The following is a 14,864-nucleotide window of genomic DNA, read 5'->3' on the forward strand; positions in this document are numbered from 1 at the left end:
TGTTACGAACAGAAGGAGTCCGGTATGAAAAGTACAACCTATGCGCTTATTGCTGTCGCCGCGATTGCGGCATTTGCTCTCCTGCGCGAACACTGGTCACATGTGGCAGGCTACTGGCCATATCTGTTACTGCTGCTTTGTCCGCTCATGCATCTTTTCCACGGTCACGGGGGGCATGGAGATCATCAACATCACGGAAGTGAAAACGATAAAAAAAATTAATCCGGCAGACGGGACCGCGTCGCGGTCCCGTTATCAGTCCAGGTATCGTTCGTAGTCTCTGGCATGCGCAAAGGCATGCTGTTCGAGTTTGTTATCAGCGGGTGCCGCCGTCCGGAACGCCAGTGAGTTAACAGGATTGTTATTGATGACCAGCTCGTAATGCAGATGAGGACCGGATGAACGTCCGCTGTTACCGGATAACGCAATAGCGTCTCCCCGGGTAACCCTGGCCCCTTTAGTAACGAGTATTTTATTGAGGTGGAGATAGCGAGTTTTAACACCGGCTTTTCCCGTTACTTCAACAAAATATCCCATGGTACTGTTGTATTCGGCCCGGGTGATTTTTCCGTCGATGACGCTGACTATTTTCGTGTTCATGGGCATGGAATAATCAATGCCATTATGGGGACTCACTTTTCCCGATACCGGGTTAAGTCTTGCAGGATTGAAAGGCGAACTGAGTCTTGCTGTGGCCGGTAACGGATAATCGAGACTGCCTTTCCCGGAAGTATCGGAAAGGTTATAGAACTTTTTATCTGATATACGATACGCCGTGTAATTAAATGAACCGGACGTAAATTTATAGGCCACGACACGTGATTTTCCCGCTTTCTTTTGCAGTACGAGTTTTAATGATTCATTTTTTTTCAAATGCCGCAGATTAAACCGGGAAGGCAAGGAGCGCTGAAGAGTAGCGATCTCGTTCGATTCCAGCCCCGAGCGGGTGGCTGAAAGGTAGGCATTTTCTTTTACGACATCGGTAGAATACATTTACTGGAATTCGCCGTTAGCATGAACACTGCGGCGTATGCTAGGGGTTTTCAGGAGGCGTGTCATCTGTCAGTTAATCGGGAGCACCGTTGATGGTCGTCATTTTTGTAACATATCTTGTTTCCCGTTTGCTCCGGAAGCTCTGGGAACTGTATGACCAGCCCGACGGTGATGATTAACGGGACTGAAACAGGTTACGGCAGAGCAATATGGGGCTCATGTCCTGCTACGTAACCCGTCAGTAAAGCCCTGCTGCGCACCTGACGCTAAGCACTAACCCGCCTGCAGTTACCTGGTCGAATACAGCCCGCGAAGCTTTCTTGCCTGCGTCTGATGTGCTTCCGCACCGGCATTATTGACCTGCTCATGCACGAGAGCGGCTTTTTCTCCGGCATTCAGTTCGTTAAAAGAAGAAGACGAGGTCTTTGAATTTGCATCACTGCCGGACAGCATTTTTTTATGTTCCTCAATCATTTTCTGATGCGCATAGGACGCGCTGTTGTTCATAAATGAATGAGCAACAATGGCCCTTTCATGTTCATTCATTTCAGAGAATGAGGGCGTGTTGTTTTTATTAACCCTGTCCGGTAAGTTTTCATGCGTCGAGGAATTCACATGACTGACGGCTGAGGCATTATTAACAAATCGATGTGCTTCATGGGCAATATCACTGGACTGAGCAAAAGCTGCCCCACAAAATAAAGCTGTAAACGCAGTGGTCGTGATTAATATATTCATGTGTAATTACCTTCTGAGGTACATAAAAGATGTCCTTATGATCATATATAAAAATAATCAACCTGTGGGGAAGATGACGTAAATGTAATACAGCTATGTACATTACACGATTGTAATGAATTTGTTTCTTAAGGTGTGCTAGATTCATTTCATTGTAAGTGGATGAACCAGTAATTTAATTTAAATCGGTTCTCGAATTCTGTCAGTAACCATACTTTAAATAAGGGAATGCGCATGCTGTTGAAAACGTCTCGACGAACTTTCCTGAAGGGGTTAACCCTCTCTGGCGTAGCCGGAAGTCTTGGCGTATGGAGTTTCAATGCGCGTTCCAGTCTGAGCCTGCCAGTTGCCGCATCCCTGCAGGGTACTCAGTTTGACCTGACCATTGGTGAAACGGCCGTCAATATCACGGGCAGTGAGCGTCAGGCCAAAACAATCAATGGAGGCCTGCCGGGGCCCGTTCTTCGCTGGAAAGAAGGTGACACCATTACCCTGAAGGTCAAAAACCGTCTTAATGAACAGACGTCCATTCACTGGCACGGCATTATTCTTCCGGCCAATATGGATGGTGTTCCGGGGCTGAGTTTTATGGGCATAGAGCCTGATGATACCTACGTTTACACCTTTAAGGTTAAGCAGAACGGGACTTACTGGTACCACAGCCATTCCGGTCTGCAGGAACAGGAGGGGGTATACGGTGCCATTATCATCGATGCCAGGGAGCCAGAACCGTTTGCTTACGATCGTGAGCATGTGGTCATGTTGTCTGACTGGACCGATGAAAATCCTCACAGCCTGCTGAAAAAATTAAAAAAACAGTCGGATTACTACAATTTCAATAAACCAACCGTTGGCTCTTTTTTCCGCGACGTGAATACCAGGGGGCTGTCAGCCACCATTGCCGATCGGAAAATGTGGGCTGAAATGAAAATGAATCCGACTGACCTCGCGGATGTCAGTGGCTACACCTACACCTATCTCATGAACGGGCAGGCCCCGCTGAAAAACTGGACCGGACTGTTCCGTCCCGGTGAAAAGATACGCTTACGGTTTATCAACGGCTCGGCAATGACCTATTTCGATATCCGTATCCCCGGGCTGAAAATGACGGTCGTGGCTGCAGATGGCCAGTATGTAAACCCGGTTACCGTTGACGAATTCAGGATTGCCGTTGCCGAAACCTATGATGTCATTGTGGAGCCTCAGGGTGAGGCCTATACCATCTTCGCACAATCCATGGACAGGACCGGTTACGCTCGAGGGACACTGGCCACGAGAGAGGGGTTAAGTGCTGCCGTTCCCCCCCTCGATCCCCGTCCTCTGTTGACCATGGAAGATATGGGTATGGGGGGAATGGGACATGATATGGCAAGAATGGACCACAGCCAGATGGGAGGCATGGATAACAGCGGAGAGATGATGTCTATGGACGGTGCTGACCTTCCGGATAGCGGGACATCCTCCGCGCCCATGGATCACAGCAGCATGGCCGGTATGGATCATTCCCGGATGGCCGGAATGCCGGGTATGCAAAGTCATCCTGCGTCAGAAACGGATAACCCACTGGTTGATATGCAGGCGATGAGCGTCTCTCCGAAATTAAATGATCCGGGTATTGGTCTTCGAAATAACGGAAGAAAGGTTCTCACGTACGCGGATTTGAAAAGCCGCTTTGAGGATCCTGACGGACGTGAACCTGGCCGTACCATAGAACTGCATTTAACCGGCCACATGGAAAAGTTTGCCTGGTCATTTAACGGAATCAAGTTTTCAGATGCCGCACCGGTGCTGCTGAAATACGGTGAGCGGCTCAGGATCACGCTGATCAACGATACCATGATGACTCACCCCATTCACCTGCATGGTATGTGGAGCGATCTGGAAGATGAAAACGGTAATTTCATGGTTCGTAAACACACAATAGATGTTCCCCCTGGTACAAAACGCAGTTACAGAGTGACAGCAGATGCGCTTGGCCGCTGGGCGTATCACTGCCATTTGCTCTATCACATGGAAATGGGAATGTTTCGTGAAGTCCGGGTGGAGGAATGATGCGAATGAAGAGAAATTTGAAGGCCATACCTGTTCTGGTCGCCGGTTTGTTTACCTCACAGCTTTCTATTGCGGCGGGCTCCGTCTCTGCAGATCCCCACGCCGGGCACGACATGTCTGCCATGCAGATGCCAGCAGATGAGAATTTCACTGAGATGACGTCAATGGAGCCCATTGTAACTGAGAGCAGAACGCCAATTCCGCCTGTTACCGATGCCGACCGGAAGGCTGCATTCGGCAATTTACAGGGGCATGCGATTCACGACAGTGCGATTAATTATCTGGTTCTGCTGGATCAACTGGAATGGCAACGGTCGGATAACACCAACAATTTCAGCTGGAGTGTTAACAGCTGGATTGGAGGCGACACAGATCGGATTTGGCTAAAGAGTGAAGGTGAACGAAGCAATGGGGAAACGGAGGCGGCTGAAGCGCAGTTACTCTGGGGACATGCGGTTGGCCCATGGTGGGATTTGGTTGCGGGTGTCAGGCAGGATTTCAGACCTGCTTCTGCCCGGACCTGGGCTGCTGTCGGTTTTCAGGGGCTGGCACTCTATAATTTTGAGTCTGAAATTACGGGTTTTGTCAGTAATGGCGGAAAAGCAGCCCTTCGTCTGGGAGGAGAATACGACGTTTTACTGACTAACCGGCTCATACTCCAGCCATCCTATGAGGTGAATTTCTACAGTCAGGATGATGAATCGCGGGGTCGCGGCAGGGGACTGACTGACACAGAGCTGGGGCTCCGGCTGCGCTATGAAATACGCCGTGAGTTTGCACCCTATATAGGCGTTTCCTGGAATCAACTTTACGGGAAAACATCCGATATGGCGAAAAGAGAAGGTGAGAAAGACCATCAGGTAGTATTCCTGGCGGGAGCCAGAATCTGGTTTTAACGCACTGATATAAAACACTCAACTAAACAGGTAAATAAAATGTCGATTTTAAATAAAGCCATTCTTACAGGTGGCCTCGTTATGGGCGTTGCTTTCTCTGCTATGGCCCATCCGGAATTAAAAAGCTCTGTGCCACAGGCTGATTCAGCCGTAGCGGCCCCGGAAAAGATTCAGCTTAATTTCTCGGAAAATCTGACCGTGAAATTCTCAGGTGCAAAATTAACGATGACGGGTATGAAAGGCATGTCATCACATTCTCCGATGCCGGTCGCGGCAAAAGTGGCGCCAGGCGCTGACCCTAAATCGATGGTCATTATTCCGCGAGAGCCTTTACCCGCTGGCACTTATCGTGTTGACTGGCGCGCGGTTTCTTCAGATACGCACCCTATTACCGGTAATTACACCTTTACAGTGAAGTAATATTATGAACGACCTGATTATGATTGTTATTCGTTTTATTCTTTATCTGGATTTGATGGTAATATTTGGATTGCCATTTTTTCAGATATATGGAATAAGCGGTGTCAGACATGAAACCTATAACCTGACTAATTTCAGGTCGTTTATAACCTTTGCTGTTGTTACAGGCATCATTCTTACTGGCATTAATATGCTCCTGGTATCTAATGCCATGAGTGGAGTAACTGACCTCAGAGAATTATCCATCCATGTTATCGAGATGGTGATAGAAGAAACTGATGTGGGTATTAGCTGGATTGTCAGGCTCTGTGCCCTGTTTACCACACTCGGTGCTTTGTTCCTTTACACTAATAAGAGAGTATTGTCCTGCCTGCTGATGACGATGAGTGGGGGCGTGGCGCTGGCTACACTTGCCTGGGGAGGACACGCCGTTATGCATGACGGTCTGCATTACTATCTCCATTTACTGAGCGATCTGACCCATCTCGGCGCTGCAGGTGCCTGGACAGGTGCTCTGGTTGCATTTGCTATCCTGCTGATGCGCAGAAACGAGCATAATGCACAGAGCGTCATTGTGATATCTGACTCCCTGGCAAAATTTGCCACGGCAGGAACGGTGATTGTTGTAGCCCTGATCCTGAGTGCGCTGGTCAACTATCTGTATATTGCTGAGGGTAACTTAACTCCCTTATTCAACAGTTCCTGGGGGAGGATATTGCTTGCCAAGACGGCTCTGTTTGTTCTGATGCTTCTTCTGGCTGCAGCAAACCGGTTTCACCTGGGTCCCCGGCTTGAAGTTATGGTCAGGGAAGGGAATTATGATCGCAGCGTTGCCCTGATGCGAAACAGCATCCTGACAGAATTCGTTGTTGCGATTATCATTCTGGGCGCCGTAGCGTGGCTCGGAATGCTTGCTCCGTCTCAGGTCAGCTAGGGGACAGCCAAAGCTCATGCGTGAGATTTTTACTTTCATATCAGCGAGTTGACCATGCAGCGTATTTTAATCGTTGAAGACGAACAAAAAACAGGTCGTTACCTGCAGCAGGGACTGGTTGAGGAAGGCTATCAGGCCGATCTCTTTAATAATGGCCGCGATGGTCTCGGGGCCGCGTCGAAGGGACAGTATGATTTGATAATACTGGACGTGATGCTGCCTTTCCTCGACGGGTGGCAAATCATCAGCGCACTGAGGGAGTCCGGGCACGAAGAACCGGTCCTGTTTTTAACCGCAAAGGACAACGTGCGGGACAAAGTGAAAGGACTGGAGCTTGGCGCAGATGACTACCTGATTAAGCCCTTTGATTTTACGGAGCTGGTTGCACGTGTAAGAACCCTACTGCGCCGGGCACGCTCGCAGGCCGCAACAGTCTGCACCATCGCCGATATGACCGTTGATATGGTGCGCCGGACCGTGATCCGTTCGGGGAAGAAGATCCATCTCACCGGTAAAGAATACGTTCTGCTTGAGTTGCTGCTGCAACGCACCGGAGAAGTGTTACCCAGGAGTCTTATCTCGTCCCTGGTCTGGAACATGAATTTTGACAGTGATACGAATGTGATTGATGTCGCCGTGAGACGTCTGAGAAGTAAAATTGATGATGACTTTGAGCCAAAACTGATCCATACCGTTCGCGGTGCCGGATATGTCCTGGAGATCAGAGAAGAGTGAGGTTCAAAATTTCCCTGACCACACGCCTGAGCCTGATTTTTTCTGCGGTGATGCTTACGGTATGGTGGTTATCAAGTTTTATCCTGATTAGCACCCTTAATGGCTATTTCGATAATCAGGACCGCGATTTTCTGACAGGTAAACTTCAGCTCACCGAAGAGTTTCTTAAAACAGAGACGTTCCGGAACAAAACGGATATTAAGTCATTATCAGAAAAAATAAACGATGCGATGGTAGGGCACAATGGTTTATTCATTTCTATAAAAAACATGGAAAATGAAAAAATTGTTGAACTCTATGCCAAAAATTCTGTTGTTCCAGCGGTCCTGCTTAATAAGTCGGGTGATATTCTCGACTATATGATCCAGACGGAAGAAAATAACACCGTGTACCGCAGTATCTCGCGGCGGGTTGCCATGACGCCGGAACAGGGTAAAAGCAAACATGTCATCATTACGGTTGCCACGGATACTGGGTATCACACCCTGTTTATGGACAAACTCAGTACCTGGCTGTTCTGGTTCAATATCGGTCTGGTCTTTATTTCTGTTTTTCTGGGCTGGCTGACCACACGTATTGGTCTGAAACCGTTACGGGAAATGACCAGTCTGGCTTCCTCCATGACTGTACACAGCCTGGATCAGCGTCTAAATCCCGATCTGGCTCCGCCGGAAATCTCTGAGACCATGCAGGAGTTCAATAATATGTTTGATCGCCTGGAGGGGGCATTCCGGAAACTGTCAGATTTCTCGTCTGACATCGCGCATGAGCTGCGCACACCAGTCAGTAATCTGATGATGCAGACGCAGTTTGCACTGGCTAAGGAAAGGGATGTTTCGCATTACCGCGAAATTTTATTCGCTAACCTGGAAGAACTGAAAAGGTTGTCACGAATGACCAGTGACATGCTTTTTCTGGCACGTTCAGAGCATGGTCTGCTGCGGCTGGATAAACATGATGTGGATCTGGCAGCCGAACTGAATGAATTACGTGAGTTGTTCGAGCCCCTGGCAGACGAAACAGGAAAGACAATCACGGTTGAAGGAGAGGGCGTTGTTGCCGGAGACAGCGATATGCTCCGACGTGCTTTCAGTAACCTGCTTTCCAATGCAATCAAGTATTCTCCCGATAACACCTGTACAGCGATACACCTTGAGCGTGACAGTGACTGTGTGAACGTGATGATTACGAATACGATGTCCGGCCAGGTTCCCGCTAATCTGGAACGTTTGTTTGACCGGTTCTATCGCGCAGACTCATCAAGGTTCTACAATACGGAAGGCGCGGGGCTGGGATTATCAATTACAAGGTCGATCATTCATGCTCACGGCGGCGAGCTGTCAGCAGAACAGCAGGGGCGGGAAATTGTGTTCAGTGTGCGTCTGTTAATGGATTAATACCGTTATTCAGGAGAAACCCGGAAGGTGACAAAAATGTCATCGTTCAGTCACGCGATAAACAGAGGCGGTTTTTTATAATCAGCCATAAATCAGGACAGCGTGATAATTCAATCGCCCGGTTCCTGGCGTGATGATCAACCAGCCCTGAGATCAAATGCTTTCTCTGTTATAAGCATTGATTGTTCGGGTATGAAAACACCGGAGACCCAACCATGAAAAAGATCCTTGTATCCTTTATTGCTATGATGGCTGTCGCTTCATCTGCCTGGGCTGCAGAGACAATGAACATGCATGACCAGGTAAATAATGCCCAGGCGCCTGCCCATCAGATGCAATCATCCGCTGAAAAAAGTGCAGTTCAGGGGGAGAGCATGAAAATGATGGATATGAGCGGTCACGATCAGGCCGCAATGTCCCATGAAATGATGCAAAACGGCAATTCTGCTGCCCATCAGGACATGGCTGAAATGCATAAAAAAATGATGAAATCCAAGCCAGCAGCTTCTAACGAAACAGCAAAATCATTTTCCGAAATGAACGAGCATGAGAAAGCCGCTGTTGTGCATGAGAAGGCGAATAATGGTCAATCTTCCGTTATTCATCAGCAGCAGGCTGAAAAGCATCGCAGCCAGATCACCCAGAATTAACCCGCAGCTCCACTTGTCAGACCCTCATTTGACGCCGAAGTCACTGGCTTACGCTCCCGATCGGGAGCGTTTTTTTTAAACCAAATGAAAGATTATATCTGTGTATGATTAATCGTAGTCTGCGGCCTGTTATGAACTAAATGAACGACGGACTAAATTTAACATAAGATAGATTACACGAACTAAGTAATTGATTTTTATGTATTTAAAGTTTCTTGCCCGATTATATCCAGGGTTCATGCCGTGCCGTATCCTGAGACTGGCTGAGAATACGTATGACCGTAACCACCGAATGCGATGGCACAAAATAGATCATGTGCTGTTCCACCGGCAACGAGCAGATATTGTCTCCCAGCTCAGCGCGATGCGTGCCGATGTCATGCATGGCCAGCACGTTAAAAACCGCTGCTATACGGCTGATATACGCATCCGCCTGAACAATCCCGAACTGTCGGAAGCTGTAGCCCCAGATTGCTTCCAGATCTTCTTCTGCTTTGGGTGTCAGCTCAATCTCTTTCATTTGCCACCCTGGCCCTGACATTATTCAGGAATGCATCCTTGTTCCATGGTTTCGCCTCGCCGCTGCTGATGCCTTCGGCCAGCAGATCGCGCAGTTCCTGAAGGCGGGATTCAGCCTGCTTCTCTCGCAGAAGACGCAGCGCATCTCGCATGACCTCGCTCTGGGTACGGTAATCACCAGCCTTAACCAGGGAATCGATAAATTCGCGCAGCTCATCACCCACGTCCACCGTCATCGTACGGGCCATAACCCCTCCGTTTCATTATGTAAGATTTGTTCTTACATCAGTATATCATTTTAGCATCAGGCTTCCATGCTCAGTGATCGAGACTATGGACTGCATTTATGAGATCAACAGGGATGCGAAATCAAATAGATATCTAATAGAATGCTGAGTTGTAGCCTTAAGCGAGAACTGGAAATGAAATTAACAGAAAATCGGGTAGATACACTCATCGATACCCTGAACGACCTGATCTGCGATGAGCAAAGCATTACTCGCGAACAGCGAGAAAATTTAATTAAAACGGTTGCCACACTGGGTGGGCTTAAGGAGCGACTACGGCTCATTTCTGCGGAGAAAGAAGCCAGACAGATCGCTAAAAACGAGAAGGTAAAGAAACCGCGCGAACCGGACCCGGTGTTTCCCCGTACTGGAAAGCCGTGGCTGCCAGAGGATCTCGATGTTATCCATTCCATTATCGACGATATACCTGATGACAGAATTGATGATCACATCCTGTGGCTTTCAAAACAGCAAGGGCGCACCCCCTATGCTGTCGCACTGAAGATTGTTGGTGTAGGAAGAATGGATGATGAGTGGGCGAAAGCCTGGAAACCCGCGGCAAAATCGCTTCGAGAAGATTATGCAAAGCTTCATCCTGCTCAATCTTCGGATATCAGCCAGGAATAATCGGTTTTAGGTTGAGATGTATATTAAGTTATTTTGCAGCAGCATGTTTTATAATTATAAAAATCTTTCCATGCAAAATATGGTAAAATAATAAGCAATTGCACTCCTTAAACTAAATATATCAATATATTTGCCGATATATGTAGTAAGGAAGGGAGTGTTATGAACGATTTTCATATTTTAAATATCTGTATTCAGAATAAGGATGTGGCAGGTGCAATGCGCGTGCTGCGTGATAAATCAGAATTTGCGGTGCGCAAGATTCTGGAGAAACTAAAGGTCAGGGTCACATCGCAAACTGGCAGGGCATTCTGGCATTATGTTCAGGGCTGGCTGTTAACCGCGTGTCGCCAGGGGAATATACAGCATGAATCATTCAGTACCCAACGTTCTTCCCAGTATCCGGAACGCGTGCCAGCTCAGTCCCGCTGCTCTCGATATGGTCAAGCTCCTCGCACTTCTGGCCATGATTATCGACCACACCAATACGGTGTTTCTGTCGCCAGCCTGGCCGATGATGTATGCGCTTGGCCGGATGGCCTTCCCCCTGTTCACGCTTATATGGGCGATGAACGTACAGCGCACCCCGGAACGACTTCAGAAGAGAGCCAATCGGTTGTGGATCTGGGCAATCATTACGCAGCCGGTGTTCAGCCTGGCCTTCCTGCATCACCAGCCCTGGTGGGCCCTGAACATTCTGTTCGTATTTGCCGGCGTCACGCAGCTGCTTGCCCTGCAGTACCGGCACGGCCGGAAAGGAATGCTTGCGGGATATCTGATCCTGGCCCTAATGATTTGGCCACTGGAGCCGGAAAGCTACGGGCTGGCAGGAATTACGCTGGCCATCAGTATGGCAACCTTATCAGGCAGTGGCATGCCCGGAGGGAAGCGAATGGCGGTCGCTGGCGTCGTGCTGTCACTGATTTGTTTAAACGGGTTGTCGCATATCCCGAACCTGCCCGCAGAAACATTATTACTGGCCACGCTGCCTACTCTGGTATTCCCCCTGGTGGTGGTTTCTTTCTGCAGGGAAATCTGTCCGGAAGGCCGCCAGCGTTTCATGCCGCGTAATTTCTTTTACTATGCTTACGCTGGTCACCTGGGGATTATTGTTCTGATACAGTATACTTTCGCCTGATTAGGGAGGACGTAATGGCTATCAGTGAGAAAGACCTGCTTGAGGCAGGTTTCAGCAAGAGCGAAGTGGATAACTTACAGGGCCGACTTGCAGCAGGCGGAGGCACCATGCAGCATCTCATCGAAGCGCTCTCACGGCGCTTCCGGGTGTCGGCATGGATCACGGTCGCGCTGGTTCTGGTTATGCTGGTCACCCTCATCGCCGGCAGCAGGACACACATTCTTTCCGGGGGCATGAGCTCCCTTGTTGTCCTTATCATTGCCTGGGTGACCTTTCCACCTGCGCTGGGCTGGAAAGCTTTCCGCCTGCAGAAAACTATTTCCCGGAAGGCTCAATAGTCAGCAAATCAAGCGCCACTTTGGCTTTAACCCCCCATCCCGCAATTTTAAGCGCCATCGCGGGACGTGGCGTGCTGGATACTTTCCTGAAAAAATCGGGCCTGGTCCAGTACCACAGCCGTTGTGCTTCGGGTTTCAGCCTCAGGCCATACGCACCGTAGACTTCACTGAAAAGTGTGACCGTCTTATAGGTTCCCAGACCCTGCTGCCGGCTGAATCCCAGAAATTCAGCGATCTCCATCGAGCCGTCAGCGAAAATACCTTCCGTCTGCTTATCTCCGAGGAAGTTGTGCGCGGCTTCCCGTGAAATCGTATTGAATCCATTTACGACAATCACCGCGCCGGCCACCACGCCCACCGGCGTCATCGAAGACATCATGACGATCCCACCAAAAATGGCCGCACCGGCCACCACGACGTCGACCGCAGAAATGATGTAGCCCACAATTTTGTTCTCGTCCCGGACAACCTTCACCTCGGCATAGAGTTTTGCATAGCCGGTTTTGAGCGATCGGGACTGCTCCAGCAGGCTGGCATTTTCAGCCCGTAAGGCCCGCAGACAGGCCATACAGTCATCATCCGTTTTTGCCCGGCGCGCGGCTTCAAACTGGGTCATGATGAATGCTCTGATCTCATCCACAAATTGAATCCGGATAAAACCATCCTGAAGGTGCATGGCCGCCACCGTGTTGGCCGTATTCACCAGCTTCCGGGCCTCCAGGTTGATCATGGTTTCCGCCCAGGCACGGGGATTCTGGCCGGGTAAAAGCAACGTGTCCATTTTATCGCCTCGCTTATCTGTTTCTGAAAGCATATTCCCGAAACGATTTTTGACAACAAAAAATGGGCATGCAGTCCTGCAGAACTCACCGATGCCGCATCGCGGCATGGAGGCGCCAGCTGAGGCCAGACAGGGCGAGAATGTTGATGGGCGCCGTGACCGGCGTAAGCCGCTGCGGTTTGAAAGGTTCTGCCTGTCCCATCCCTTACCCTGCAAAGCCATATCCGTTAACCGCCACGCCTGATTGTGATGTGCGCGGTCGGAGTGAGCACGTCGAGGCCACAGGCCGCTGACGGGCTGTATCTCCGCGTTAGCGCCGTGAGGCGCTTACGAGCGTGTACAGTGAGCTTACCGCGACTCAAACTGCAGCGGCTCTGATTTCTAGTTACAACATCCCTCTTAAAGCGAGGGTGTTCCGGCCCTTTGGGCCGGGGCGGCGTCGGTTTAGCAGGGGTTAGGTATGTATGCGGTGCCGGGTTCTGGCCAGAAAGGGGCCCGGCGCTTGCGACGGGAGGTACTTTTGATTTTGTTCTGAGCGCGAGGCCGTGAGGCCGCTGCATGCGAAGGCATTTTTCGTTATCCACAGAGTGACTGCAGACAAAGATCTACTCTGGAATGAAATGAACAGAGAGATAAAAACGGTGAAGTAAGACTGTTTTGCGGAATGTCTTTTATTCGTTTCCGGGTTACTTCACTTATTCGTTTGCGGATTTCTGTGTAAAAAAAAGAGACAGTGGCCACTGGGGGCCATAACGACAAGCAGAACGTCATGGTGACCGGAAGGAGAACGGAGTGAAGGTTGAAAAATGAGCAGAGTGGCCGAAAAAAACCAGCACGAAAAGCCCCAGTGAGGGGCCCGTAAACAAGAAGACTGTTGTGTCGTCTGTGACTAGTCCGGGGGAGAAAGCGCCAGATCCAGCTGGTAAAGATGCTGGATGGCCAGAGCCTTCAGGCGCTCAGATGTGCACCAGTACGCTTCGTCAGGCGGGAGGGTGCGGTAAATCCATTCAGACATTGCATGGAGTCGTTCATCTGCCGGCAGCTTAATCAGATTGTTGGCACGTTTACGCTCCGCGCCTTTTTTGCGGCGGTAAACGAGTGCCTCCCGACGCTTACGGCCAGACCAGCATTTCCGCGCAGAGTGGGCCTGAACATCATCATGTTCGCTCATCACTCCTTCCCGGATCAGCTGCTCACGCTCGGCGCTCTGACGGAGCTTCTTCTCCTGCTCTTTAAACAGCTTGTCCATATCGACGCCCAGCATCTGGAATCCCACGGGGGTTATATAGACATACGTTGGCAACCAGGTGCGGGATTCACGATCCCAGGCGCGTTCTTCTGCGAGGCCCAGAACGCCAAACCGTACCTGTTCCTCAATAAGCCGTGAAAGGCGTGACACCGTCACCTCCGTTTCAGGAATGACATTGCCTTTTGCGTCCTTTGCACTGAGTTCTTTTGCAAGACGGGAGATACACATGCCGACGGTATGCTTGCCGGCATCACAGAAGCTGATGAGCACTGGCCAGAGCGCATCGAGCAGGCGCTGACGTTCCGGACGGAAGCCATATTTACGTCCCGCCTTACGGCGGCCGGCGACATAGAGAGGGTGACGAGAAACATGCATGCGCAGGCTGACCTGCCCGGTTTCTTTGTCTTTTTTCACCAGGCGATTGTAGGCATGACCGAGCTGTCCGGAGAGCTTTTTATAATGCTCCGGGCGATACCAGGCCGGGTTCTCACATTTGGCTTTTGTGGAATGCTCACCGCGTTTGCGGCGGGTCAGTTTTTTGACCGGTGCAATGAGGAAATTACCCTGAGTGCCGGCATCGACATCCTGGCAGAAACGGGTTAGCTCATCTTTCGGTAGATCTGACCAGTGAACAGAAATCTGATTGTCATTCACGGCGGCCTGTTCTTATGGCGGCCGGGTGTTGTGTTATGTGGTGCATGCGTTATAATCCTTCACAGGCCACGCGCCTGCTTTTGGACCCCCTGATATCTGTGTCTTCCGCCAAGATGATGACAGATGTCGGGGGGTTTGTGCATTCAGGCTCCGGGAAATCCCGTTACCTGCTCCTGAACGTTTTACTGGACACGTCCTGTCCCTGTCTGTTTCCGGAAGTCCGCATTTCTTCCGTAAAACCATCTTTTGCCACCCGCCTGCCTCACCACAAAGCAGTCAAACCGTCAGTTTGAGTTAGGACACAAAAGTAATCTGAATCAACAATCTGTCCCACCACAAGACGATCGCTGACGATCCGAATACTACCTTCTCATCAGTAACTTTTCCAGATGTTAGACCAGATAACAATCCATAGTTTTCATGCTAATTGTCCGGATGAGACTGCTAGCAAGCATC

17 protein-coding genes are annotated in these 14,864 nt (G+C 49.9%); 11 read left to right on the forward strand and 6 right to left on the reverse strand.

From position 1 onward, the window contains the following. Positions 1-24: 24 nt before the first annotated feature. A complete protein-coding gene (locus RHN82_RS23780) occupies positions 25-222 on the forward strand; it encodes a DUF2933 domain-containing protein (protein WP_004388331.1) in 198 nt (65 codons plus the stop codon). A 33-nt stretch (positions 223-255) separates the two neighbouring features. Here RHN82_RS23780 and RHN82_RS23785 read toward each other — a convergent pair whose 3' ends face one another. Together RHN82_RS23785 and RHN82_RS23790 are read right to left on the reverse strand one after the other, a co-directional pair. After that, positions 256-993, reverse strand: a complete 738-nt coding sequence (locus tag RHN82_RS23785) for a peptidoglycan DD-metalloendopeptidase family protein (protein WP_004388332.1) — start codon at positions 991-993, stop codon at positions 256-258. A 288-nt stretch (positions 994-1,281) separates the two neighbouring features. Further along, a complete protein-coding gene (locus RHN82_RS23790) occupies positions 1,282-1,731 on the reverse strand; it encodes a copper resistance protein (protein ID WP_001023257.1) in 450 nt (149 codons plus the stop codon). Between the two features lie 234 nt (positions 1,732-1,965). On the opposite strand from RHN82_RS23790, the gene pcoA reads away from it, so the two are divergent. From pcoA to pcoE, 7 genes are all read left to right on the forward strand, one after another. After that, positions 1,966-3,783, forward strand: a complete 1,818-nt coding sequence (pcoA, locus tag RHN82_RS23795; RefSeq protein ID WP_000925243.1) for a multicopper oxidase PcoA — start codon at positions 1,966-1,968, stop codon at positions 3,781-3,783. A 5-nt stretch (positions 3,784-3,788) separates the two neighbouring features. Beyond that, positions 3,789-4,679 carry a copper resistance outer membrane transporter PcoB gene (pcoB, locus tag RHN82_RS23800; protein ID WP_001378118.1) on the forward strand — a complete coding sequence of 297 codons (891 nt, stop codon included), beginning with the start codon at positions 3,789-3,791 and terminating at the stop codon, positions 4,677-4,679. A gap of 39 nt (positions 4,680-4,718) precedes the next feature. Further along, the gene (pcoC, locus tag RHN82_RS23805) at positions 4,719-5,099 is read left to right on the forward strand and encodes a copper resistance system metallochaperone PcoC (protein WP_000025662.1); all 381 of its coding nucleotides are present in this window, start codon (positions 4,719-4,721) and stop codon (positions 5,097-5,099) included. Positions 5,100-5,154: 55 nt separating this feature from the next. After that, the gene (gene pcoD, locus RHN82_RS23810) at positions 5,155-6,033 is read left to right on the forward strand and encodes a copper resistance inner membrane protein PcoD (protein ID WP_229692861.1); all 879 of its coding nucleotides are present in this window, start codon (positions 5,155-5,157) and stop codon (positions 6,031-6,033) included. A gap of 54 nt (positions 6,034-6,087) precedes the next feature. Next, a complete protein-coding gene (pcoR, locus tag RHN82_RS23815) occupies positions 6,088-6,768 on the forward strand; it encodes a copper response regulator transcription factor PcoR (RefSeq protein WP_001188930.1) in 681 nt (226 codons plus the stop codon). Next, on the forward strand, positions 6,765-8,165 hold the full coding sequence (gene pcoS / locus RHN82_RS23820) for a copper resistance membrane spanning protein PcoS (protein ID WP_032638101.1): 1,401 nt from the start codon (positions 6,765-6,767) through the stop codon (positions 8,163-8,165). Before pcoR ends, pcoS begins: the two co-directional genes overlap by 4 nt. Before the next feature lie 215 nt (positions 8,166-8,380). After that, positions 8,381-8,815, forward strand: a complete 435-nt coding sequence (pcoE, locus tag RHN82_RS23825; RefSeq protein WP_004388336.1) for a copper resistance system metallochaperone PcoE — start codon at positions 8,381-8,383, stop codon at positions 8,813-8,815. A gap of 223 nt (positions 8,816-9,038) precedes the next feature. Here pcoE and RHN82_RS23830 read toward each other — a convergent pair whose 3' ends face one another. Together RHN82_RS23830 and RHN82_RS23835 are read right to left on the reverse strand one after the other, a co-directional pair. Next, a complete protein-coding gene (locus RHN82_RS23830) occupies positions 9,039-9,335 on the reverse strand; it encodes a type II toxin-antitoxin system RelE/ParE family toxin (RefSeq protein ID WP_015572038.1) in 297 nt (98 codons plus the stop codon). Next, complete coding sequence (locus tag RHN82_RS23835) at positions 9,322-9,582, reverse strand: type II toxin-antitoxin system ParD family antitoxin (RefSeq protein ID WP_015572037.1); 261 nt, start codon at positions 9,580-9,582, stop codon at positions 9,322-9,324. Before RHN82_RS23835 ends, RHN82_RS23830 begins: the two co-directional genes overlap by 14 nt. Before the next feature lie 141 nt (positions 9,583-9,723). On the opposite strand from RHN82_RS23835, the gene RHN82_RS23840 reads away from it, so the two are divergent. The 3 genes from RHN82_RS23840 to RHN82_RS23850 all read left to right on the forward strand — a co-directional run bounded on the left by RHN82_RS23840 (position 9,724) and on the right by RHN82_RS23850 (position 11,724). Further along, positions 9,724-10,248: a hypothetical protein gene (locus RHN82_RS23840; protein WP_310399489.1), complete on the forward strand. Its 525-nt coding sequence runs from the start codon at positions 9,724-9,726 to the stop codon at positions 10,246-10,248. A 367-nt stretch (positions 10,249-10,615) separates the two neighbouring features. Further along, the gene (locus RHN82_RS23845) at positions 10,616-11,386 is read left to right on the forward strand and encodes a TraX family protein (RefSeq protein WP_032670855.1); all 771 of its coding nucleotides are present in this window, start codon (positions 10,616-10,618) and stop codon (positions 11,384-11,386) included. A gap of 14 nt (positions 11,387-11,400) precedes the next feature. Next, the gene (locus RHN82_RS23850) at positions 11,401-11,724 is read left to right on the forward strand and encodes a hypothetical protein (RefSeq protein WP_015572034.1); all 324 of its coding nucleotides are present in this window, start codon (positions 11,401-11,403) and stop codon (positions 11,722-11,724) included. Here the strand turns inward: RHN82_RS23850 and RHN82_RS23855 are convergent. Then, a complete protein-coding gene (locus RHN82_RS23855) occupies positions 11,702-12,505 on the reverse strand; it encodes a DUF4225 domain-containing protein (protein WP_032670854.1) in 804 nt (267 codons plus the stop codon). The two genes, RHN82_RS23850 and RHN82_RS23855, sit on opposite strands and share 23 nt — an antisense overlap. A gap of 889 nt (positions 12,506-13,394) precedes the next feature. Then, complete coding sequence (gene repA / locus RHN82_RS23860; RefSeq protein ID WP_032670853.1) at positions 13,395-14,408, reverse strand: plasmid replication initiator RepA; 1,014 nt, start codon at positions 14,406-14,408, stop codon at positions 13,395-13,397. Positions 14,409-14,864: the final 456 nt, after the last annotated feature.

Source organism: Enterobacter cloacae complex sp. EB5 (genome assembly GCF_031432835.1).
Taxonomy (GTDB): Bacteria; Pseudomonadota; Gammaproteobacteria; order Enterobacterales; family Enterobacteriaceae; genus Enterobacter; species Enterobacter hormaechei_C.